The organism is Sulfoacidibacillus ferrooxidans (genome assembly GCF_022606465.1).
Taxonomy (GTDB): domain Bacteria; phylum Bacillota; class Bacilli; order Alicyclobacillales; family SLC66; genus Sulfoacidibacillus; species Sulfoacidibacillus ferrooxidans.
The window spans coordinates 41,288-63,941 of the sequence record NZ_JALBUF010000007.1 but is presented as its reverse complement, the minus strand read 5'-3'; the positions used below and the strand labels follow the sequence as shown (position 1 = coordinate 63,941).

Below are 22,654 nucleotides of genomic sequence, written 5' to 3'. Positions count from 1 at the left end.
GGAGCTTAGAACCTTGATATGGCATGCATTTCAGGCTGAATTTCGCCGTATTTTCATTGAGTTTAGACGTTACCCAACTGAATTTATCAGTTCTGTTGCAATTATGATCATTCTATTTTATGGATTATTTTTAGGAGCAGCCTATATTTCAGGTAATAGCGTATTTGGAAATCGATTGAGTGATATTGTCGTAAGTTATGCTCTTTTTTCCTTACTACTTACTGTCATTGGAGATATGGGTTGGTCCATTTCTAATGAAGCACAAAATGGAACATTAGAGCAGCTTTATCTAAATCGCGTTTCAGCCAAAACGGTCTTGTTTTTACGATTAATCGCTAATTTATTGATCAACTTAGGGATGACGCTGATTGTTCTTTTAGTGATTACCTATTTAACAGGGCGCCATCTTCACTTTTCTTGGCTAGACATTGTTCCATTGATTCTGTCGTCGATTGCGGCTAGTGGACTCGGCTATTTAGTAGCAAGTATCACGATCATATTTAAACGAACCAACAATTTTTTAAATCTTCTTCAGTTTATCTTTCTATTTATGGTGATGACTCCATTTACACAGTTACCTGGTGTAGAGAAAAATATTGCAATTATCATACCTTTAGCGCCCATGATAGGTTTATTAAAGCAAATGATGATTAACCATTCGCCATTATTCACACATGGTGATTGGCTATTTTGGAGTTTAATCAATGCATCACTTTGGTTAACGATTGGTATGTTGGTTTTTCTTCGCGCATCAACCTATGCACGAAGAAAAGGAATGCTTGGTCATTATTAGTATATCGGTGGTGTGAATTCAAAGAACGAGCACGTCACTACAGTATGTCGTGCTCGTTCTTTGAATACTTTACAAATAATGATTCTCATTCAAGGAGCATTTTTGCATTAGTGATGATTCAAATGACTTAGTGCAATGGTTGCAATGTTGCTTATTTCATTTTGTAACTGGTTCAATTGCTGTGAAATCGCACGGATCCACACTTGAATACTTGTTAATTGATTAGATACATGAGAAAGTTGAGTAGCATTACTTGTAACAATTTGGTTGGTATGGCCCAAAGATGAAGATACACTATTCATCCATATTGCTACAGCTACAATGAATACAACGGCCAAAATACCTAGCAGCCAAAGAACAGGATGGTGCTTCTGCGAATGTTCATTCTTACTAAACTCTCTCTGGCCATAATCGTTATCATGTACATGATCTGATTGTTCATGGCTTGGGCCGTCCGATTGAGTCACTTTTACCAAACGGTATTGGTTTTCCATCATGTCGGTCCTCCTTGTATAGTGAGAAGTTCATTCGAAGTCGCGTATCCTTACCCTATTAGATTACGAAAGTGATCTCAATTTTTTGACCGTCGTAAACAATAGGACAAATTCATAGTGGTATTTACCGCTGACTTACAATGTTCACGAGTTCCTCATGTACGACAATGCCATTTTGATTGACGAGTCCAAAATTCATCTCTTTGTACGACCAACAGGAACGCCCGATCTTTAATTCCTGCAATATACCTACAAAATCCCGATGCCATGCGATCCTGCTCGCTAGAGGTGCCAAATCAATTACGCCATATTCACCACAGTAGAGCGGTTTTCCGGTTTGCAATGTAAAATCAATAGCAGGCTGTATCAGACCATGAAGATAGGATATGTCAATATACTTCGGCAAATCCTGTAATTGGGAACTATATTCAGGATGCATTCTAGCATATTCTTCAACCTCTCTGAAATCACCAGGATAGTAAAGTGAAGTTTGATATTCACGAGTTATTTTATCCCAAGATGCACCTTGATGTGTAAAGAGATGTGGCTTATAAAAGTGAAATGTATAAATGATCCGATCATCATTAGATACAAGTTCGATAGTAGATAATTGATCAATTGAATTGTAATGATTACCTCCAAAAATTATATATCGATTAGGATCTATACGACGAATGGCTTCAATAGTCTTATGCGCAAGTCGATTCCAACGTTCACTCGTTGGTTCAACTACTTCATTAAGTAATTCAACTTGCAGTTGATCATCGAGTGTGCGGTATCTTGAAACAATGGATTCCCAAAGATGCACATATCGTTCTTGTATGAACGGGTTTGAAAAAAGCGAGTTTACATCAAGCGTGTTAAAGCTATACCCTGGTGCTCGATGTAAATCCAAAATCACACCGAGACCCTGCGTTCTACACCAATCTAAACACTGGTCAATATAAAAATAACCTTCTTCTTTATACACTCCCAGACAATTGTCATCTTCGAGCAATGCATAATCGATAGGCAGTCGTATATGATCCATTCCCCAATCTGCAATCCTTTTGATATCTACTTCTGTAATAAATGTATCAAAATGCTTAGCACTGTATTTTTGAAATTGTGATAACCATCCGCCTAAATTAACTCCTGCCTTAAATGAGTATGTTCTCATGTGATTATTCACCTCCAAAAAATAAAACAAACAGTCTAACAAAAGAACATCTATGATCTATCTTGTGCGAAGATGTTATCAATAAGAGGTTGTTCAAAAAGGATTTTTTTGCGAAAAGTAGTTAGGCTTAACAACTACATTGTCATAATGGCTATGAAATATATGAGTGGTTGCAGGGGATACAGGAGGAATTAGCCAAGTCCAATCTCCTGTAACTTTACGTTCCTCATCTTTTTCCATCTGTTCAAACCGTTCAAACTGCTTCGCAGCAGTGTGATGATCAACGATCATCACACCTTGTTCCTTAAATGAATACAAAACAGCAGTGTTTAATTCAAGTAAAGCTCTATCTTTCCATAAGGATGCCTCTGTTTTCATATTGAGACCTAAAAGAGACGCAACTTTTGGTAACATGTTATAACGATTTGAATCCGCTAAATTACGAGCACCAATTTCCGTTTCCATATACCATCCATTGAATGGTGCTGCTTGAAAGATTAGCCCACCTATATCCAATGTCATATCAGCTATCATCGGGACAGAGTACCATTTAAGTCCCAATGATTGAAAAGATGGTATATCCGGATGAATAATATTGATTTCCAAAACCAATGATTCAGGGATGGAAAACCATTGGGGTGGCTCTTCATTAACTTGTATCACTAATGGTAGTACATCAAACGGTGTGCCTTTCCCCTTCCACCCTAAATCCTCACAAACACGAGTAAACGGCACAGATTGGGGATCTCCAATGACGCAAAGCTCAGATTCATATCCTGCATAGCGTATCAGTTGATGATTCCATACACGCACTTTTGAATGAAATACAGTAATTGTAGGACGTATTCTGCCAAAATTAGTTGCATACTCGATATGTCGATATAGTGCAGATGCTATATCATTAGTAGTTAGTAATTTTCGCTCATCAAATACTTTGAGTGATTGCCAAAATAAACGTCCTATGCATCGATTATTATTTCTCCAAGCCATTCTTGCCCCATGTTCCAGCTCTTCATATGTAAGTTCATAAGTTCCTTCTCGTTCAATAGCATCCTTTATCAGAGTTAATCTATATGTAGTTTCGTCCAGACTTTTACCAAGTTCATCATAGCAAGTCATAATGAACTCCTTAGCTTCCTCGTAAAGTTGCATCTTCAATTGTTCCTTTCAATTCTGCCCAACTGACTTCGTCTTGTGTACATTGTACTCTAAGTTAGGAACTAAACATAATGAATATTTATTTACGAATATCAATGGCTTCCAGTCCAAAAATTATTTTGCGAATATGCATGTGGCATTCTCGCATAACCTCTTGTAATCGCCAAGCATGATTGCCTAACATTCGGACAATCATGCCATTCTTTTGTAAAGCACTACAACCAGCATAAACATCTATTCCCACAATAGAATCAAGTACTTTTCGAATGGCAACTACATGTGACTCGTTCATCATTTCTGATAAAACATACAGAGTACCCACATGAGTAAAAGTTCCCATGATTAAACGATTTGATATGCGCATTGGCTCTATAACAAGCGTGTCCCATACCATGCACTGTTCATCCCAGTACACTGAAAATGTGCTTTGAAATTTTCGAAATAAAAAAACCTCTCCTCTCCCAATGCGTCCAGGTGTAAGTATTTCACCAATAATGGCACTACCACCCGTTTGCATGTAAAGAGTAGTTGCTCCCTCATATCTACTCCCTTCATATGGTACAATCGGTTCAGGTATATATTCAAACAACGCCCCATTTTCAATGTAGAACGTTTGCATCTGAAGACTTAACTCTTGTGTATGTGATGGATGAATTTTACAGGATGATTGGTTTGTCAGATAAAGACTGCTATTACATCCAATGCGACAGATAATGGTCTGAAGATCTCCACCAAATAAGCCTGGGGATGCATCCATTAAATAAATAGTCAGCCCCCCATCTGATCGCGCAAACGGCTTAGCTATTTTTAACGGTGCCTTTTGTGAAGAACTCATCAAGCTCGAACGGCCATTACACTTTTCTACGATACCTTCCCAATATCCATTCACGATGAGAGTTGTTTACCAGATTCTACACGTGCCACAAGCCAATCAACCAATGTCCCTACACCGGTCTCTTTATAGAGATTAGTCATTACGTATGGCCGTTCTCCCCTCATCTTTTTGGTGTCACTCTCCATTACATGGAGACTAGCACGCACAAATTCTGCTAAATCGATCTTATTAATGACGAGCATATCCGATCTCATAATACCAGGGCCACCTTTACGTGGGATCTTCTCACCTTGAGCTACATCAATGACGTAAATAAATACATCCACTAACTCAGGGCTAAATGCTGCAGCAAGATTATCACCACCACTTTCAAGAAAGATCAAGTCAAGGTCAGGAAAACGAGATTCTAATTCAGAAATAGCTTCCAAATTCATTGATGCGTCTTCGCGAATAGCTGTATGAGGACACCCACCTGTTTCAACACCGATGATTCGATCTTGTTCAAGTACCCCTGTATGAGCAAGAATCAGTGCGTCTTCTTTCGTATAGATGTCATTTGTTATAACGGCCACACTATAACGCTCAGTTAAATGAGCACAAAGTCGTTCTACGAGTGCCGTTTTTCCTGAGCCCACTGGGCCGCCAATGCCTATCCGAAACGGCCGATTCCCTGGAAACTGTTGTACTACCCAATCGTGATGATGATGATGATTAGTTCCTTCACACATGATTAGTAAACCCCCTTTATTCTATTGAAAGTCATCAAGACATAAATAATCGCGAGTATAGTGTTTCATGGCGCATAGCTTGAATTTCATGCAAGATAGCTGCATTGGCAAGATGAAGAAAAGCCGGTGGTTGTGCAATTGTATGGCTAGTTACTTGTTCCATATGCAAAAATAAACTCGACAAAATATGCTGACCTTGCGTCTGACCTATGGGCGCAGCACGTACTGCATTTTGAATAAGTGCATTTACTGATGTATACAGATGTGTCAATATTGCCGTTTCTGCAGATACCCCCAAATAAGAACATACCCAACCATGAGCGATCGCTGCATTTCCAAAACATGATCCAGATTGAATCAATTGATCATAGATCTGTAAATGAGCATCAGGATACAATTGCATGCCCATTCGTACATATTGTCGACCAATTTTTACACTTCCAATACGAGATTCTCTTGCTAATTTCGATAATGTCATACGTAGATCTAATAATGTTATAGGTTCTTTCCATGTATCAATATACTCAATCTCATTCCAGTCTTGAATGTGATCAGATAGTAAAGAGTGAGAGAAATATACAGCTGATGCTTCCATAGTCGCAAAACTTCCTACAATGAAACCTTCTAACCAAGCGTGTAAGTCACTTGCACTAGTAATTGTACCTTCAGACAATGCTGTTTCTAATCCAAACGAATGAGAGAAGGCACCTGTAGGAAAACTGGAGTCTGCTAACTGTAATAAAGGAAGCATCGCTTGATCCATAAAGTTCTATCTCCCCTCATTAAAATAAATAATATCTTTGCGCTAATGGTAGTATAGTTACAGGCTCACATGTAGCTAGCTCCCCATCGACACGCACTTCGTACGTTTCGGGATTCACTGTAATTTCAGGCAAACCATCGTTGTGAATCATGTCCTTTTTGCCTATGGTTCGACATCGACTGACTGCGACACACAACTTTTGTAAACCTAGTCGATGATGAACTCCTTGTTCAATTGCAATACCTGAAAGGAAAGTCATAGAACCCTGACTCGTAGCTATTCCAAAGGATCCAAACATGGGCCTATATAATACAGGTTGAGGCGTAGGAATGGAAGCATTGGGATCACCCATGACAGAATGAGCGATAATCCCTCCTTTGAGAATCATTTCGGGTTTTACTCCGAAGAAGGCAGGCTTCCATAGTACAAGATCAGCCCATTTTCCAACTTCTAATGATCCCACATACTCTGAAATACCGTGCGTAATGGCTGGATTAATCGTGTATTTGGCTATGTAACGCTTTACTCGAAAGTTATCATGAGCCACGTTGTCTTGCTCTAAAAATCCTCTTTGTATTTTCATCTTGTGTGCAGTTTGCCACGTTCTTGTAATTACTTCACCTACACGTCCCATGGCTTGTGAATCAGAACTAATCATACTGAGTACACCAAGATCATGTAGAACATCTTCAGCGGCAATCGTCTCAGGACGGATACGAGAATCAGCAAATGCAACGTCTTCTGGAATGCGACTATCCAAATGATGGCATACCATTAACATATCCAAGTGCTCATCAATGGTGTTTACAGTGAGTGGCCTTGTTGGATTGGTGGAAGAGGGAAGAACATTCGCCTCTCCTGCAAGTCGCATGATATCAGGCGCATGTCCACCGCCTGCACCTTCCGTGTGATAGGTATGAATAACTCGTCCTCCGATTGCTCGTTTTGTCTCTTCAACAAAACCTGCTTCATTCAAAGTATCAGTATGAATAGCTACTTGAATGTCATATTGATCGGCTACCTGTAAGCACATATCAATGGTTGAAGGAGTCGTTCCCCAATCTTCATGAAGTTTTAACCCAATCGCACCAGCACGTATTTGTTCTACTAAAACTTCTTCGTTTGAAGCATTCCCCTTTCCTAAAAAACCAATATTCATCGGGAAAGCTTCCGCTGCTTCTAACATTCTTTCGATGTAAAACGCACCTGGTGTGCAGGTAGTTGCATTGGTACCAGTCGATGGCCCAGTACCTCCACCAATCATCGTAGTTATACCTGAAGTCAAAGCAGTTTCAATTTGTTGCGGACTAATAAAATGAATATGTGCATCAATTCCACCCGCCGTTACAATGAGACCTTCTCCAGCAATAATATCCGTTGCAGCACCAATAATTAGATGAGGAGAAACTCCGCTCATTGTATCAGGGTTACCAGCCTTACCAATCCCAATGATTTTCCCATCACGAATACCAATATCCGCCTTTATAATTCCCCAATGGTCGATGATGATCGCATTAGTAATGACGACATCTGGTGTTCCATCAGCTCGCTTAGCCCTCGCAGATTGTCCCATGCCATCACGAATGACTTTCCCTCCACCAAACTTGCATTCATCTCCATACACTGCATAATCTCGTTCAATTTGAATCCATAGTTCTGTATCGCCTAAACGAATGCGATCACCAGTAGTCGGACCATACATAGCAGCATATGTTTCTCGCGAAACGGAAACCCCATTTGAGATTGGGTTATTCGAACGGGACAATCTTTCTTTAACAGAATGATTGGTCATTCCCCTATGACCGAATATCAACTGCTCACCACCATATTCAGTGAGCGACACAGGTTTTTCCTCTCCAGGTTCAAACCTTATGGCAGTACCTGCAGGAATATTGAGGCGCATGCCGATAGCCATGTCACGTTCAAAAATGAGCATGGGGTTTACCTCATAAAAATGATAATGTGATCCTATCTGGACCGGACGATCTCCTGTATTCGTTACGTAAACTGTGGTTGTGTGTCGTCCTTGATTAATCAAAATTGGATCGGATCGCAAATCATAAGCACCTGGCTTCATCACTGATCCTCTCTTTCATCTGCATGTCTCTTCGGACGAATTGGATGATGCACTGTAACTAACTTAGTTCCATCTGCAAAAGTTGCTTCCACTTGAATCTCTTCGATCATATCCGAAATTCCTTCTTGTACATCTTCTTCATTAATAATAGTAGCTCCGTACTGCATTAACTCAACAACAGACTTTCCATCGCGTGCTCCTTCTAGTATTTCATAAGAAATCAACGCGATTGTTTCAGGATAATTTAGTTTCAATCCACGTTCTTTTCGACGACGACTAAGATCAGCTGCTACAACTAATAAGAGTTTGTCTTGTTCCCGTTCTGTAAGATGCATGTCATTCATCCATTCACTCATGAGCCATATGGAGGTTAGTCGTTAAGACTACTCATGTTGTATTGTTTATATTTTAACTATTTATAACAATCTTTTTAGTGTTCTGTCAACACGAAATGTAAAAAAACATTACATGAAAAGTCCTCAAACAATAAACGTCATACCTTGACCATCTCGCTAATTATTAACAGATCTATGTCATTATAGTTGACATGCTTAATTTTAAGTTTTATATGTGGTATGGTTATTTTTGAACGTCGGCATTGCACTAGGTCTTATGGAATTTGGAGTATTTGGATTTTTAAACATGATCCTTGGATTTTATTCTAACGTGGCAGTGGCGTGGGTTGGTTCCGTTGTAGCAGATCTTGTCATTAAATTAGCCCTTCTTATATTGAATTTAAAAGAGCACATCTCTATCGTTTTAATCCAGTAGGATTTGGATCTATGTTAATAGCTTCTTTGATTTCAATTATTGAAGAAACGATCACATGTTTCAGCTGTTGTTTTGCTTATGAAGTTCTTGATATGAGTAGCTGTCCGTTTCATCAGGGACATATTTGTTCCCTATGTTGCAGCCTAGATGTTCATTGTCATGATATGTGTAAGAGTAGCGACAAATAAAATTTCCTTATTTTATAAACCAGCGCCTACTCCGTATACTGCTTCATATTCAGCGATAGAACGAGTTTGAAAAAACGGTATAAGCAACATGGCTAAACTAGATAGAATGATCAACAACAGAAAAGCGCCATCCTTCACTTCATGCACATACAATGCTACTATTAGAACTGAACTTCGTGCAAGTACTAAAGGGATTTCCAACCACATGCCCATCTTAGTTCGCCATATGATATCTCCTTGCATAAGGACTCGATAGCGTTGACGACTAGAAGACGCGGAAAAAAACAGGCTACCTAACCTCATGAATAAAACCACCAATATCCCCAAAGTCAGTTGGTCATAAAGCGCCATTATATAACTAGAAAAAATAAGTAAAACACCTATAATTAACCATTTGTTTTGACTGATATGATATCGTCGATATAAGAATAATCCGCCTAAAGAAACAATCGAATAACCAACATTTAAAAGTGCTACCATACCAACCTGGTTAGTAATATTAAAAATAAATACCATTGAAAACAGGGCTAAAAATTGATTGATGAATCCAGATGAAAAGATGGCTCCGATTGACCATTTTGTTCCTGGCTTAGAAAAAGTCTTTTTAAATCCAATATCCTGATACAAAGACTGATGCATAGATACATTGGGTAACCTCAAAGTAGACAGTAACCCCAATATCACAAAAATAAGCATAAATAAAAACGCTACATGAAACGTAAGTTCAAAAATAATTAATGATGAAAATAAAGGGACAAGAATGGTTACGGCTTGAGCAATTACTGTGTTGACAGAGAAATAATCGGCATATTGCTCTGATTTTAAAAAACGGTACAATGCAGAGTTATTGGCTGACCAAAATAACCCTTGTGTGATCCCAGACATGGCTCCAACGAAAATAATCATCCATTCTTTTGCTTGACCGTGTGATAGATATAGAGCAAAGAAAGAGAAACCAGCAAATATGCAACTCATCACTAAGACAAAACGAATGCTTCGTTGATATAAAAAATAGGATCCAACGAGATAAGAAACAAATAATAGAGCTACACTGGAAAGATTAAATAAACTTACACTGAAAATATTTTGCCCTTGGTTCCACAAAAATAGGTTGATAAAAATACTAGTGAAATTAAAAATGATTGACATCATCATATTTATAATGATAAGAGCCCAGACTCCTTTCGGTAGAATAATACCTTTAAAACCAAACATGTGTACCCTCACTTTTCTTCAACATTTCCACGAATCATGAACTATAGTACATGCAATAGATAGTGTTGTCGAATCATTTAACGGATGTATGAATGACTTCATACAAAAATACCCGAGGTTATTACCCTCGGGTTGCAAAAGAAATGTTGTAAAAGATTACTTACTAAATAGCCCCAGCCTGTTTTGTTTGTTCGATATTTTCAAGTGCCTCCTCAACATCAGCTGTATGATAGCCACTATGCACTCCCCAATAATAAAATCCAAACGATACTATTGCTACAGTCACCATATCCCAAGGATAGTGAATCCAATTTTGCAATTCTCCTAGTTTTGTCGATCCTGCATAAGTAAATGCCAGCATTGCAAGTAAGTATATGATGAGCCAAATACCAGCTTTCATAGATTGCCCATCGGGCCTACGAATATGATCAGGCATGATGAGTGAGAAAATAGCGTACAAGATAACCCCAATGAGTATAGCAACCAAGAGCTTAGAATCAGTTGCCCAACCTGTCCAGTAAATAATTAAAGATCCAATCACAAAAGCCAAAGGAGCAATAATTGATGAACCTTTTAATCGATAAGGACGTTGTGCGGTAGGCGTAGTTTTCCTAAAAACAGCTAACGATACAGGACCAATGATATAAGTAAATACTGTGGCGGAGGAAACTAAACCGACAAGCGATTGCCATGATGGAAATGGAAGCAGGAAAATGAGCCCTAGTACAAAAGCAGTTACTAATGAAATAACAGGAATTCCTGTTTTGGCGTCAATTTTAGCCAATGGTTTCGGGAAATATCCATTGTTCGCTAACGCATAGAGAACTCGTGTAGTGGAAGCAATATAGACGTTACCCGTACCTGCAGGTGAAATAATAGCATCAGCATAAAGCAACACTGCAAGCCAGCCCAAATTCAAACTAACAGCTAACTGAGCAAAAGGCGCATTAAATGAAAGCGATGGCCAACCTTTCATTAAATCTTTAGGAGCAATACCTGCAATGAATACGAGTTGGAGCAACACATAAAGGCCAATTCCTATAAAAATAGAAATGAGAAGAGCTAGTGGAACATCGCGTTGGGGATTGCGAGCTTCTCCTGATAAATCAACTGCTTGCCTAAAGCCTAAATAAGCAAAAATAACTCCCGAAGTAGCCACGGCAACTAAAATTCCAGAAGTTCCTTCCGGTGAAAATCCTCCAACCTGTGAGAAATTGCCCCAATGAAGCCCGGAAAATAGAAAAATAATAATCGTAGCAGCAGGCATAATGAATTTCACAAAGGTAATCGATGTATTTACTTTAGCAAAATAGCGAACTCCAAAATAATTGACTAAGAAAAATCCAAACATGAGAATAGCCGCCAATAAAAGCCCCATAGATGTTAATAAACTAGTTTGCGCATTCCAAAGTCCTGGTAACCAGTGTGATGCGTACTGCATGACACCTTCAGCTTCAACTGCCGGAACGGAAGAGTAAGCAATCCAAGCAGCCCATCCCATGATAAAGCTAGTGACATGTCCATGACTATAATGCGGATAACGCGCTATAGACCCGGATTCCGGTAACATCCCTCCTAATTCTGCATAAACCAGACCAATTAAAAGAACTGCAATACCCCCAATAATCCATGAAACAATAGAGGCCGGACCTGCATCTTGCGCTGCATAGAGCGCACCAAAAAGCCACCCTGAACCAATAATGCCGCCAAGAGATGCCATAATTAAATCTAGTAATGATAAATCTTTTTTAAAACCAGCATTCATCCAATGTATTCCCCTTTCTATTATACATGTCATTATAACGTTATATTTAATGACATGTATATATTATATAACATAATAAGTTATGTAATATAACATAATGAAAATAAAATTTAATTTTTACTCCGTTATTTAATTTCAATAAAATACAACTACTTTTTGCATGAGACACTTCACATGCAAAAAGTAGTTGCTCTTCATTACCTATGCAATCAAAAGAAGATTACTTTGGTTACATATAAGACGTAAAAAATGTTTCAATATTTTCAGTAAAAAATTTCATCTCACCTATTTTGTCTTTCTTTATTTTTAATTGAATGGTTAATTCGTTTAAATCTTGTATTAAATGTTCACGACTACTTTCAGACATAATAAATTGAATACCATACTGAAAAATTCCTCCTGCTAATTCATTGCTCCACACAATTTTCCCATCGCAGTCCACGTACCTATTCACCACACAAACTTTAAATCGAAGAACAACTTCACTAATCGACGCAAAGCGTAAATTAGAGATAAAAGAAAGTCCTCCTGCACCAATATCGTGAATTAACACTTCTGAATAACCAATGTGCAATAAACGTCCTCTAATTGAGGATACTGTCATCGTTGCAATTATGGGATAATTCGGGGTCACTCTAAAATATTGTCTTCGATTCACTTGGTCATTGTAGTTGCTGACTTCTGTTACTTTCATCACTTCGTTGATTAAAAGTTGATCAAATTGATCCGCTGGCAATGGTCGACTAAACAGATAACCTTGAATTTCATCGCACTGTTCTTCACGCAATAAATCCCATTCATGAGATGATTCAACACCTTCTGCAATAACACTAAGATTTAATCCATGAGCAAGTTTAATAATGGAACGAACAATCTCTAACGTAGTCGAATTATCTGATATTTTTTGAATAAAAGACTTATCAATTTTTAATCCGTCTAATTCTAGTTGATTCAACCAACTTAATGATGAGTAACCTGTCCCAAAATCATCAAAAAGTACTTGAATTCCCATTGCCCGTAATTCCTTCACAGCATGGTATACAACTAACCCGCTTGGCAACAGACTAGATTCTGTAATTTCAATTTCCAAAAAATTCACATCAACTTTTGTTTCTTGTACAATTCGCTTGACTGTATCCACAATATCACTATGCAAAAACTGGTGAATAGAAAAGTTGACAGAGAGTCTTACATGCAATCCTTTATCCAACCATTCTTTTAATTTGAAACAAGCAGTTCTCAATACCCATTCACCAAGAGGAGTTATCAGTCCATTTTCTTCTGCAATAGATATGAAGTCGTCTGGGGATACAAGTCCCCATTCTTCATGCTCCCAACGAATCAATGCTTCTGCTCCTACAATACGACCATTTCGTCCATCGACACGTGGTTGATAATAGAGAACAAACTGGTTTTTTTGCATTGCATTACGAAAGTCATTTGATAGAAAAAACCGTTTATATGATTGTGTATTTAAAGACGCTGTATAAAAATTATACGTGTTTTTATTACTTTCTTTTGTTCTAGAGAGTGCCATTCCTGCATTTTTAAACAATGTGTCACTATCTTGTCCATCATCTGGATATAGAGAGATGCCAATGCTTGCTGTAACAAACAGATTGAACTCATCAATTTCAAATGATGATTTAAAGGATTCCGTAATCTTATCCGCTGTTTCTAAGACAAAAGTTGCATGGGTATAATCTATTAAAATAAATGAAAATTCATCCCCACTTAACCGATAAAAATAGATGTCATTTGAAACAGCAGCGCGTAGTCGATGAGTCAATGCCTTTAATAATTTATCTCCAATCATATGCCCCAATGTGTCATTAATCTTTTTGAAATGGTCTATATCTAAACGCATAACTGCCATATTGACATTTGTTTCTTTCACGCGATGAACCATAAGTTGTAAGTCTTCTACAAATTTTTTTCTGTTTGGCAAACCCGTTATATAATCATAGTAAGATTGATGCACCATCAAATTTTGTACACGTTTAATATCTGTTACATCTCGTAAAGTAGCGATAACCATCCCAGGTTCATCACTTAACTGTCTAAATGTAATGGAACAATGACACCATTCTCCGTTCTGGTGCTTCATACGTACATCGATGCTTACATATGTTTCAGATAATTGATGAACTTCACGCATCTTCTCTTGCAAACTCTCTACATCATCAGCATGTACGATATCCCACATTGAAAACCGCAAATCACTCAGCCGATAACCTAATACATTTCGAATCGAAGAACTAATGTAAGTGATTTCAAGGGTATTTGAAAAAATCGCAAATACATCAGATGAACTATCTATCATCTTCATTAATCTCTTTTCATCAAGAGAGGGTTCATTGATGATGTCAGATAAATCTTGAGTAGCTACTACCTGTTGTCCATTGACATGAGAAGCTTCATATTGGCTTGACATAAAGTACTCTTTTATTTTTTTAATCATGGAAAAAGTACACCTCCATTATGATCTTCTACTCAGTTTGACGATTAATGATATCTAAACTTACTTTGCACCCCCTTTTATACCTTGCTATCGTACCAATTAAATAGTATCGAAAAAGGCGATCTCTATTAATAAGAGAGTCGCCTTTGCACGATAAAAGTGTAAGTGGCAACCCGGCGATCATAGGTTTATACCCGTAGACCCGTAGCTTTGCGTCCCAGTGTTTCCACTGGTTTGCCTTGAGACACAATCATTTTATATATTCAGTGATATTTAAGAAGTAGTCAATGTGAATGCTTATCTAGCACTCTCCAATACATATATTTTAATTCGTTATTCGACATATTTCAAGGTTTTTCGACATATTTATGGAAGTAAGCCTAGAGATCCAACAAAAATACGAGGTAAAAGATTTTGTGAGACCTTCTCAACAAATTCTTTTACCTCGTATGAGAGTAAAGATTACAATGATCAATTCAGCAAATAATTAGGAGTTTGTATTTGCACTTGAACTTCCTGTTACTGTGACAGTTGCTGTGCCTGATGTACTTGACGTTCCCGTTGTATCACTAGTACCAGTAGAACCTGCTGCGCTTGTAGTACTAGCTGTAGATGTCCCGCTATCTGTTGAAGTACTGCTTGTAGATGTTGAAGTTTGATCTGCTTCGTTTAATTTTTGTGTCCAATGATCCAGCGTATCAATATAATGTTGTGCTTTTTGCTTGAATTGGTGAAGGCGACCATCTAATAAATGACTAAATGCGTGACTAGGGATAGGTAAGTTCACATTTAATTGCGAGAAAGAAGAAATGAATTGCTCCATTTGTCCATACTGTTCACCTGCACGAAAAGTTGCTTTTTCACTGAACCATATCATAGCGGATAAATGGTGCGACTGATCTTGATAATCTTTTTGATCATTTTTCATTTTTTTTGCATCATGCGAAATGTGATCTAATGCCTTTAACACTTGGGATGGAGAGGCCCCATTTTGCATAGATGTAATTAAACTTTGCAATGCAGCAATTATGCTGACATCTCCTTGCGACATACTTGTAGTGCTAGAACTATCTGTACTTTGATCATCACTTGTGGTGGTTGACGACGTTAATGAACCACTAGCCAATGCAGCTTTTGCCTGAGACAACGCTGTGTCATATTGCTGTTTAGCTGTAGCCACTTGAGCCTCATAGTTTGTCACCATCTGCAATGCAGTTGTTTCAGACATTTGATCTTGATTCTGATCATCAGATTTTGAAAATGAGAAAGAGGTTGAGAAGTGTCCATGATTATCTTGATTTCCATGTTGACCATGTGAATCAGCAAATGCGGCAATAGGACTCATCAGTAATCCAGTCATCGTTAATGCCATAAATGCAAACGTAGCTTTTTGCGGTTTTTTCATTTTAAAATCCCCCTTTTATCTTTTGAAACCAATATAAAACAAGCTCTTTCGGCGGTTCAGCCACCATAGTCTTGCGACTTTAGGTCTGGAACTTTGCGGCCCTGATTTTCATCAGGTGTGCCATTATCGTGATGCTTGTTATTTAAAATATACTTATCAAAATATGATAGATTTGTCTATTCATTTTTTTCACTCCTTTCCGATCTAAGATTCTCACTACTTTCTATCAAATAGTGAGTCTATTTTTGTTTTACAAGGAATATGTACCTATTACTAAGTTAATTCACTTTAAGTAGAAATGTAGGTGTAGTGAAATGCCCATCGGTTTTGCTCTTTTATTAACAAGTGTTCAACTTGTAGTTCAAGCGATGCTAGGACAGGTTTACCCAGATTGGACACTCACAAATACAGAGCACAGAATTACTCAAACCCTTGATGAAGAATTCTCCTCCTACCAACTTGGTCCAATCGCAGTAGATGTCCCCAAAACATGGGTAAAGACAGAAATGGGCGGTTACGGTGACTGGATTGGCACTACTTTTATCAATCCAAAACACCCGCTTGAAAGAGAAATTATTGTTGAATCTGATTGTGTAGGTTGCATTACTCATATGCAACAGCATCCTGAGTGGCTAATAAATTTACTGCCCAGTCAGAATCTAACACATATTCATAGATTACGAGACAAACATGCTGTGACGTTTGCTTTAGTTGCTTCTAACATAGACCCTTATACAGGTGCCGGAATTCTTGCCTTGACGACTAATAATACAGGATATGGGTATGTGGAAATCTTTCTGCCCACTACAGACCACAAAACCATGTCACAAGTGATTACTAGTTTCCATATAACTTCAAGCTCTTTCGTCTAAAAAGAAAAATTGCTTTCACAATATCATATATTCGAAGGTTATCTTCATTTTATGGGGGGATTCTCAACTTTTTTTGTGTGTAAATCGCAAATTAGTTAGGTGATGTACATGTTCCCCTTTTAATCAAGGTAGTATCTACTATAATAACTTGTGGAGCATAGGTTTTATCTTTAATCATATGTAACAACTCTTCTGCCGCTCGCTCCCCCATCACTTCCATGTCCTGTTTAACTGTCGTTAATGGGGGATTTTGAGAAGATGCTACATTTACAAATACCTCCGCATTAGGATATTTAAATAACGGTATGCTTGACATGGAGGTGCATAATGCAGACAATGCAAAAGTTGGTCAGCAATCCTTTCAAACGAGTCTTGCACCAGGTCAATCAATTACAGAAACATATCAATGGATTGCACCTAGTACACCTGGCACATACTCAGTACAACTAGGTGTATTTAGCGGAGGCTATTCGACTAATTATTATTGGAATTCTACAGCAGGAACAATTACCGTAAATAGTTGAAAAGCACCTCTGTTGATCTTCGCTTTACATGTAGAATCGTCCTGAGCCCTGTTGGTTCAGGACGATTCTACATCGTTTTGAAGATATTTATTTTTCCAAACAGGGTGTTCTTCCATATTCCGAAAATCACGAATTAGATAGAGTGAGCAAAATAAGAGAGTGATAAGTATTCCGCTACCCAACAACAACTCTCTTACATTTATCCATTTTGCTTCTATGATAAAAGAAGATACCGTATAGCTAACCGGAACAAGCCCCATTGACATGAGAGTCAATACTGACATCGTACGTCCCAATTTATTTGCTGGTACGATTGTTTGAATATAGTTGATCAATGGGATATTTACGATAGCAATGGCTATACCCATCAAAATCATAAGCAAAATCCCACCCCACGGTGCATAAACAAACCCAATTCCAGCCATCGCACTTCCCATGAATGCACCTAACCCAGCTAACCAAATGAACTTCCCGCGAAAACCTTTCATCATAACAACAAGTAAGCCACCCAAAACAGCTCCCAAGCCAAAACCTGATTCGTACAGACCATACGTACCTCCAGACCACCCAAAACTTTTGATCAATATGGGGATACCAATATTGATCGGTCCCATAAATAACAAGTTAATCATCAGTGAGATCAACATGAGTGTGGCAAGAATACGTGAAGACCAAACAAAGAGTGTGCCCTCTCTAATTTCTGACCACATAGATGAAGGTGACTCTATTATTTGATTTTCTAATGAAGATACATGGTCTACATATCTACGTAGTTTTAAAAAAGAAAGTAATGTAGTGCTAAGTAGATAGATCATTGAGATTCCAACAAACATCATCTGATAATCCAGGAACAATAAGAGTCCGGCAGCAAGTAATGGACCTAGCACAGTGCTCAGTTGTTGTACCGTCTGAATGAGACTATTTGCTTTTTCAAATACTTGTGTAGGAACAGCACTCGGTACAATCGAACTACTTGCAGGGTAGAAAAACGCATCAATTATACCAAAAGACACAGCGATCCAATCGATCAGCCAAAGTTCTGGTTTTCGATGTACACCTACGATTAAAAACGCAAAGAGAATAAGGAGTACAGCTCGTATAAACAATGACATCATCAAGATCCGTTTGCGATCGATACGATCAGCCAGTGCACCACCGACTAGCATAAATATGATGCGAGGGATAGATGCTGCAGTCAAAGTCGTACCCAAAGCCACTTCAGAACCTGTTATATTTAAAACATACCACCCCAAGATGATGAAATAGGCGCCATCACCAATTGTAGAGAACCACGTTCCAAACATAAGACTCAAAAAGTTTTTATCCTTAAACAGATAAAATCGTTTATGTAATACTTCAACAGCATCATGACTCGTCTCTTGAATCACTCGGTGTAGCCTCCAGTATTATAGTCGTGTCATCTTTCGTATGATGCACATGTTGTGTATCAGCTTGTTCTGCACTAGCATTATCTACAGGAATCTGCGGTACATCTGATAAAAACCCAACAGATGTCATGAAGAAACACTTTTCTGTACCGGTGTTCTCATCTCTCCTATCGCCATTTTGTATTTCATTTTGACTATCCAGAAGACTCAGCTCATGCATAACCGACATATATTTTTTATGCCATGCAAGTAAGTCTTCCTTTTTGGCATTAATTTCCCATATACCATGGATCAGGGGTTGATCGTTTACATGATTACCAGATGGATCTATAGAAAAAAATTGCTCACTCGTCTCATATACTCTAGAAAGTGCAATTCTCAGTTGATTAGCCATGACTTCTTGTATCAGAGATGGATCAAACTGAATCGAAGGAAGTAATTCTTCACTCACTTCGTAATCAATTGCAATAGCGCGATAAAATTTTTGTATAATTCCATTTTTCTCTTCCGTATACTCCACTTTTATAAATCCATTGTCTTCTAACTCATGCAGGTGATAATGAATTTTAGATGCTGCAATTTGAAGTTGATCACCTAATTGTTTTCCTGTTGCCGCTTGAGAAATTAACATTGTTAGCAATCGAATACGAAGAGGATCACTAATTGCTTTTAATTGTTCAAGAGTTTCAATAATAAAATATCGTTTCATATGCTATTCTCCTATTAAACATCTATCGATGTTATAATTTAAATAAACGTTCAAATAAATTTAAACATAATTATATACTATACCCACATGAATGAAATAACAACTACAAAGCGAAAAAGCGATCGTTATCATGATTTCATAGATATAAAAATGTACACATCAGGTGTTTGCAAATTGCGCTTCGTAAAGTGAGCGATACAGCAAGCTATTTTCAAGTAGTGCGGCATGTGTCCCTTGTGCAACAATAGTTCCTTCATCAATTACGATAATATAGTTAGCTGAGAGCACTGTTGAAAGACGATGTGCAATGACAATCGATGTTCTTCCACGCAATAGCTCCAAAAGTGCTGTCTGGATTTTTCGCTCCACAAGAGTATCCAGTGCGCTAGTCGCTTCATCTAAAAGCACAATTTTGGGTTCTCGTAAAAGCACACGTGCAATCGCTAAGCGTTGCCTTTCACCACCAGAAAGTCGATATCCACGTTCACCAACAACCGTATCATATCCCTCAGGTAAGTTATCAATAGTCTCGTGAATCTGAGCCGCCATACATGCGGTAATCATTTCCGCACGCGTGGCATTTGGCTTAGCAATTAATAAATTTTCATGAATGGTATCATGAAAGAAAAAAGGATCTTGAGGCACAAGTCCCATGTGTGCTCGTAGCGATGTCAGTGTGAATTCTCGAATATCTATCCCATCAATCATCACTTCACCACATAATGGATCATAAAAACGAGAGATGAGGTTTAAAATCGTTGTTTTTCCTGCACCACTAGGTCCAACTAGCGCGACCATTTGTCCAGGGTCTACAGTAAAATCAATATTTTTTAATACAAGAAGTCCTGTTTCAGTTTGAGTAGAATATCGATGTGACACACCATGCAATTCGATTTTTCCGGAAATAAATGCAGGATTCAATTGATTGGATCCATCGTGAATTTCAGGTTCAATATCAAGCAATCCAAAAATGCGGCGATAGAGGGCAATAGAGGAAAGTATGCTCACATGCAGTTGTGCCAATTGACTCAGTGGATTATATAATCGACCTAAAAGTGTTGTAAATGCAACAACTGTTCCTAGTGCAATGAGGTGGTGAATGACAAGCCATCCCCCGTATCCAAACAATAAAGCAGGTCCGATGGCTGAAAACATCCCTAGCCACATAAATAACCAACGTCCAACTAAGATTCTTCTCACTTGTAAATCACGTAATTCTTGGCTTGTTTGATGAAAGCGTGTAGCTTCTGCTTGTTCCCTGGTAAAAATACGAGTCAATAACGCACCACTCACACCAAATTGTTCGGTTAGTTGAATGGTTAATTGTGATAATTTATGCTGAATATTGCCTTGTATGTTTTGTCGTAACCGACCTACTCGTTGTGTTGGGAAAACAAATGCAGGAACAACAACGAGCGACAACACAGCCATTTGCCAATTCATACTAAACATGAGTAATAACGTGGCAGTTATAACGAGCACATTGCTGACTAAGCCAACAAGTGTTGTTGTAATTACATTTTGAATTGCAGTGACATCGTTCATCACTCTCGAAACTAGATCTCCTGATTGTCGAGTTGAAAAAAAACTGATTGATTGGCGTTGAATATGATTGAAAAGCATAAGTCGATAATCTGCCATGACATCTTGAGCTATAACATTAGATAACCAAGTTTGCCATACACCAAGCAGTCCTGTTACAACTGTTGTCAATATAAGCATGAGTGTATATAAAATTAGCAAGTGCACATTGGCGTGAGCAATGCCAACATCAATCATTTGTTCTGTGAGCCAAGCAGGAAGAACACTACCTGCGGCAATTGCCAATAAAAGTAGAGAAACAAATACAGCTTGTAATCGATAAGGTGTTAGTGCAAATAGAGCTCTTCGAACAATAGCCCAATCTAAATGTTCGTTCTTTGCAAGTTCATGCATTTTAGATCGGTTATGTCCACCACCAGATCCATTGCCGGACATTGGACCTAGACCTCCACCTACATGCATTCCCATATATGCGCGCTCCCCCTCAATTCATTGACATAACACATGTATGTTAAGACTAATGACTTACGTTCTACTGAGGGGGGAGTAGATAATTTTTAAAAATCATTCGTAACCATCATTCTAACTCCATACCTTTTGTCTCTTTGTAAAGTAGTGCAAATACACTAATTAAAACAGATGCTATAGCTACTGAATAAGTCATAGACCAAGCTAATCCACCTACATAAGGAGCTACGGAGGAAACTATTAATGGTACAATGGCTCCCCCAAGTGCCGCTCCAAAATGATAAGTAGTTCCTTGACCAGTTGATCGAACACTTGTACGAAAGTGTTCTGCAATATAAGTAGGAATTGCCGCCCATACTCCCCCGATAGAAAATAAACCTATGAGAAAAGTAAACACAATACGCAATGTATCATTTGTAATATCTAAAAATAAAAATGAACAAAAAAGTGTAGCAATTCCTGAAATCACAATGACCCATTTACGTCCAATCAAATCAGAAACATAGCCACCTATTACGTTACCAATAATGCCTGCTACGTTTAATAAAATAATGGTATCTGCTACTACTGCGGTATCAAAATGACCATTTTTCGTTAATAATGTAGCATAAAAAACATTAATAGGATATGTAACTGAAAATGCAAGTACAGAAATAATAGCTGCATGAATTGTACTCCATGTATGGCCTTGATTAAATAGTTGTGAAATAGGTACTTTTTTGCTTGTTTGCTCTGCCCTTTCATTTTTCCAACGAGTAGATTCTGGAAGCTGCCACCAAATATAAATGGCGACTAAAACCGCTGGAATACACGCTACATAGAATAAGCCGTGCCATCCGAGAAACCCATACCAATTGCGATAAATAAGAGCTGCAAAAATAAAACCAAATGAGAAACCAGACTGCATGATACCAGATGCAATCCCTCGCCATTTTGTAGGCATTAATTCCATTAACATAGGCGTTCCATTTGCATACATTGCGCCCATACCAATACCGTAAAAAATTCGAACGACATACAATAGAGTAAAATCAATCGAAAATCCAGTTAAAAATTCGAAAACCGCAAACCAAAATATTGATAAAACTAGACTGGCTTTACGACCCCAATAATCGCCAAGGAGGCCCCCAAAAAATCCACCTCCCAAACGCGCAAAAGTTGTTGCTGATGCAACGCCTGCAGCCAATGTTAAAGGAACATGGTAGTCTTTCATAATATCTACGAGTACAAAAGTAAGAATAGAGAAGTCCATAGCATCAAATGCCCATGCTAAGCCAATACTAATTAACGCCTTAATCCCATTGCGGGAAGCTTCTAAATCACGTTTAGTTTCCACCGC

At 38.1% G+C, this 22,654-nt stretch carries 21 protein-coding genes and 2 riboswitches; of the genes, 4 read left to right on the top strand and 17 right to left on the bottom strand.

Features of this window, described 5'->3' with window-relative positions:
* The first annotated feature begins 13 nt into the window (after positions 1-13).
* Positions 14-793 (top strand): ABC transporter permease, encoded by a 780-nt coding sequence (locus MM817_RS11125; RefSeq protein WP_241714958.1) that lies wholly within the window; start codon positions 14-16, stop codon positions 791-793.
* Between the two features lie 107 nt (positions 794-900).
* Here MM817_RS11125 and MM817_RS11120 read toward each other — a convergent pair whose 3' ends face one another.
* From MM817_RS11120 to MM817_RS11085, 8 genes are all read right to left on the bottom strand, one after another.
* Positions 901-1,290, bottom strand: coding sequence for a hypothetical protein (locus MM817_RS11120; protein ID WP_241714948.1), 390 nt, complete (start codon positions 1,288-1,290; stop codon positions 901-903).
* A 121-nt stretch (positions 1,291-1,411) separates the two neighbouring features.
* Positions 1,412-2,446 carry a glycoside hydrolase family 5 protein gene (locus MM817_RS11115; RefSeq protein WP_241714946.1) on the bottom strand — a complete coding sequence of 345 codons (1,035 nt, stop codon included), beginning with the start codon at positions 2,444-2,446 and terminating at the stop codon, positions 1,412-1,414.
* Positions 2,447-2,539: 93 nt separating this feature from the next.
* Complete coding sequence (locus tag MM817_RS11110; protein ID WP_241715188.1) at positions 2,540-3,598, bottom strand: nitric oxide synthase oxygenase; 1,059 nt, start codon at positions 3,596-3,598, stop codon at positions 2,540-2,542.
* Positions 3,599-3,683: 85 nt separating this feature from the next.
* Positions 3,684-4,439 carry an urease accessory protein UreD gene (locus MM817_RS11105; protein WP_241714945.1) on the bottom strand — a complete coding sequence of 252 codons (756 nt, stop codon included), beginning with the start codon at positions 4,437-4,439 and terminating at the stop codon, positions 3,684-3,686.
* A 50-nt stretch (positions 4,440-4,489) separates the two neighbouring features.
* Positions 4,490-5,167, bottom strand: coding sequence for an urease accessory protein UreG (ureG, locus tag MM817_RS11100; RefSeq protein WP_241714942.1), 678 nt, complete (start codon positions 5,165-5,167; stop codon positions 4,490-4,492).
* Between the two features lie 34 nt (positions 5,168-5,201).
* The gene (locus MM817_RS11095) at positions 5,202-5,930 is read right to left on the bottom strand and encodes an urease accessory protein UreF (RefSeq protein ID WP_241714940.1); all 729 of its coding nucleotides are present in this window, start codon (positions 5,928-5,930) and stop codon (positions 5,202-5,204) included.
* 19 nt (positions 5,931-5,949) lie between these two features.
* Positions 5,950-8,007, bottom strand: a complete 2,058-nt coding sequence (ureC, locus tag MM817_RS11090; protein WP_241714938.1) for an urease subunit alpha — start codon at positions 8,005-8,007, stop codon at positions 5,950-5,952.
* Positions 8,007-8,342, bottom strand: a complete 336-nt coding sequence (locus MM817_RS11085) for an urease subunit gamma (protein WP_241715186.1) — start codon at positions 8,340-8,342, stop codon at positions 8,007-8,009. The genes ureC and MM817_RS11085 overlap by 1 nt, the downstream gene beginning before the upstream one ends.
* Positions 8,343-8,592: 250 nt before the next feature.
* Between MM817_RS11085 and MM817_RS11080 the strand changes: the two genes are divergently transcribed.
* Positions 8,593-8,778, top strand: a complete 186-nt coding sequence (locus tag MM817_RS11080; protein WP_241714936.1) for a hypothetical protein — start codon at positions 8,593-8,595, stop codon at positions 8,776-8,778.
* A gap of 200 nt (positions 8,779-8,978) precedes the next feature.
* Here the strand turns inward: MM817_RS11080 and MM817_RS11075 are convergent, their stop codons facing one another.
* The 4 genes from MM817_RS11075 to MM817_RS11060 all read right to left on the bottom strand — a co-directional run bounded on the left by MM817_RS11075 (position 8,979) and on the right by MM817_RS11060 (position 15,812).
* Positions 8,979-10,181: an MFS transporter gene (locus MM817_RS11075; protein ID WP_241714934.1), complete on the bottom strand. Its 1,203-nt coding sequence runs from the start codon at positions 10,179-10,181 to the stop codon at positions 8,979-8,981.
* A 163-nt stretch (positions 10,182-10,344) separates the two neighbouring features.
* Positions 10,345-11,946 (bottom strand): APC family permease, encoded by a 1,602-nt coding sequence (locus MM817_RS11070; protein WP_241714932.1) that lies wholly within the window; start codon positions 11,944-11,946, stop codon positions 10,345-10,347.
* A gap of 229 nt (positions 11,947-12,175) precedes the next feature.
* On the bottom strand, positions 12,176-14,380 hold the full coding sequence (locus tag MM817_RS11065) for an EAL domain-containing protein (RefSeq protein WP_241714922.1): 2,205 nt from the start codon (positions 14,378-14,380) through the stop codon (positions 12,176-12,178).
* Positions 14,381-14,571: 191 nt separating this feature from the next.
* Positions 14,572-14,656: riboswitch (cyclic di-GMP riboswitch) on the bottom strand.
* 238 nt (positions 14,657-14,894) lie between these two features.
* Positions 14,895-15,812 (bottom strand): hypothetical protein, encoded by a 918-nt coding sequence (locus tag MM817_RS11060; RefSeq protein ID WP_241714921.1) that lies wholly within the window; start codon positions 15,810-15,812, stop codon positions 14,895-14,897.
* 47 nt (positions 15,813-15,859) lie between these two features.
* Positions 15,860-15,944: riboswitch (cyclic di-GMP riboswitch) on the bottom strand.
* A 182-nt stretch (positions 15,945-16,126) separates the two neighbouring features.
* Between MM817_RS11060 and MM817_RS11055 the strand changes: the two genes are divergently transcribed.
* Entirely contained in the window at positions 16,127-16,684 is a 558-nt protein-coding gene (locus MM817_RS11055) for a hypothetical protein (RefSeq protein ID WP_241714919.1), read from the top strand.
* Positions 16,685-16,775: 91 nt separating this feature from the next.
* Here MM817_RS11055 and MM817_RS17410 read toward each other — a convergent pair whose 3' ends face one another.
* Positions 16,776-17,000, bottom strand: a complete 225-nt coding sequence (locus tag MM817_RS17410; protein ID WP_419723387.1) for a substrate-binding domain-containing protein — start codon at positions 16,998-17,000, stop codon at positions 16,776-16,778.
* On the opposite strand from MM817_RS17410, the gene MM817_RS11050 reads away from it, so the two are divergent.
* Complete coding sequence (locus MM817_RS11050; RefSeq protein ID WP_241714917.1) at positions 16,990-17,208, top strand: hypothetical protein; 219 nt, start codon at positions 16,990-16,992, stop codon at positions 17,206-17,208. The genes MM817_RS17410 and MM817_RS11050 overlap by 11 nt on opposite strands.
* A gap of 56 nt (positions 17,209-17,264) precedes the next feature.
* Here MM817_RS11050 and MM817_RS11045 read toward each other — a convergent pair whose 3' ends face one another.
* From MM817_RS11045 to MM817_RS11030, 4 genes are all read right to left on the bottom strand, one after another.
* Positions 17,265-18,596: an MFS transporter gene (locus MM817_RS11045; protein WP_241714915.1), complete on the bottom strand. Its 1,332-nt coding sequence runs from the start codon at positions 18,594-18,596 to the stop codon at positions 17,265-17,267.
* Positions 18,574-19,305 (bottom strand): ArsR/SmtB family transcription factor, encoded by a 732-nt coding sequence (locus MM817_RS11040; RefSeq protein ID WP_241714913.1) that lies wholly within the window; start codon positions 19,303-19,305, stop codon positions 18,574-18,576. Before MM817_RS11040 ends, MM817_RS11045 begins: the two co-directional genes overlap by 23 nt.
* A 159-nt stretch (positions 19,306-19,464) precedes the next feature.
* Entirely contained in the window at positions 19,465-21,315 is a 1,851-nt protein-coding gene (locus MM817_RS11035) for an ABC transporter ATP-binding protein (RefSeq protein WP_241714911.1), read from the bottom strand.
* Between the two features lie 109 nt (positions 21,316-21,424).
* Positions 21,425-22,651, bottom strand: coding sequence for an MFS transporter (locus MM817_RS11030; protein ID WP_241714909.1), 1,227 nt, complete (start codon positions 22,649-22,651; stop codon positions 21,425-21,427).
* Positions 22,652-22,654 lie beyond the last annotated feature (3 nt).

Coding starts and splice junctions, on each gene's coding strand:
- MM817_RS11120 (WP_241714948.1), bottom strand. CDS start 1,290: ATGATGGAAAACCAATACCGTTTGGTAAAAGTGACTCAATCGGACGGC.
- MM817_RS11115 (WP_241714946.1), bottom strand. CDS start 2,446: ATGAGAACATACTCATTTAAGGCAGGAGTTAATTTAGGCGGATGGTTA.
- MM817_RS11110 (WP_241715188.1), bottom strand. CDS start 3,598: ATGCAACTTTACGAGGAAGCTAAGGAGTTCATTATGACTTGCTATGAT.
- MM817_RS11105 (WP_241714945.1), bottom strand. CDS start 4,439: ATGAGTTCTTCACAAAAGGCACCGTTAAAAATAGCTAAGCCGTTTGCG.
- ureG (WP_241714942.1), bottom strand. CDS start 5,167: ATGTGTGAAGGAACTAATCATCATCATCATCACGATTGGGTAGTACAA.
- MM817_RS11095 (WP_241714940.1), bottom strand. CDS start 5,930: ATGGATCAAGCGATGCTTCCTTTATTACAGTTAGCAGACTCCAGTTTT.
- ureC (WP_241714938.1), bottom strand. CDS start 8,007: ATGAAGCCAGGTGCTTATGATTTGCGATCCGATCCAATTTTGATTAAT.
- MM817_RS11085 (WP_241715186.1), bottom strand. CDS start 8,342: ATGCATCTTACAGAACGGGAACAAGACAAACTCTTATTAGTTGTAGCA.
- MM817_RS11075 (WP_241714934.1), bottom strand. CDS start 10,181: ATGTTTGGTTTTAAAGGTATTATTCTACCGAAAGGAGTCTGGGCTCTT.
- MM817_RS11070 (WP_241714932.1), bottom strand. CDS start 11,946: ATGAATGCTGGTTTTAAAAAAGATTTATCATTACTAGATTTAATTATG.
- MM817_RS11065 (WP_241714922.1), bottom strand. CDS start 14,380: ATGTCAAGCCAATATGAAGCTTCTCATGTCAATGGACAACAGGTAGTA.
- MM817_RS11060 (WP_241714921.1), bottom strand. CDS start 15,812: ATGAAAAAACCGCAAAAAGCTACGTTTGCATTTATGGCATTAACGATG.
- MM817_RS11055 (WP_241714919.1), top strand. CDS start 16,127: ATGCCCATCGGTTTTGCTCTTTTATTAACAAGTGTTCAACTTGTAGTT.
- MM817_RS11050 (WP_241714917.1), top strand. CDS start 16,990: ATGCTTGACATGGAGGTGCATAATGCAGACAATGCAAAAGTTGGTCAG.
- MM817_RS17410 (WP_419723387.1), bottom strand. CDS start 17,000: ATGTCAAGCATACCGTTATTTAAATATCCTAATGCGGAGGTATTTGTA.
- MM817_RS11040 (WP_241714913.1), bottom strand. CDS start 19,305: ATGAAACGATATTTTATTATTGAAACTCTTGAACAATTAAAAGCAATT.
- MM817_RS11035 (WP_241714911.1), bottom strand. CDS start 21,315: ATGGGAATGCATGTAGGTGGAGGTCTAGGTCCAATGTCCGGCAATGGA.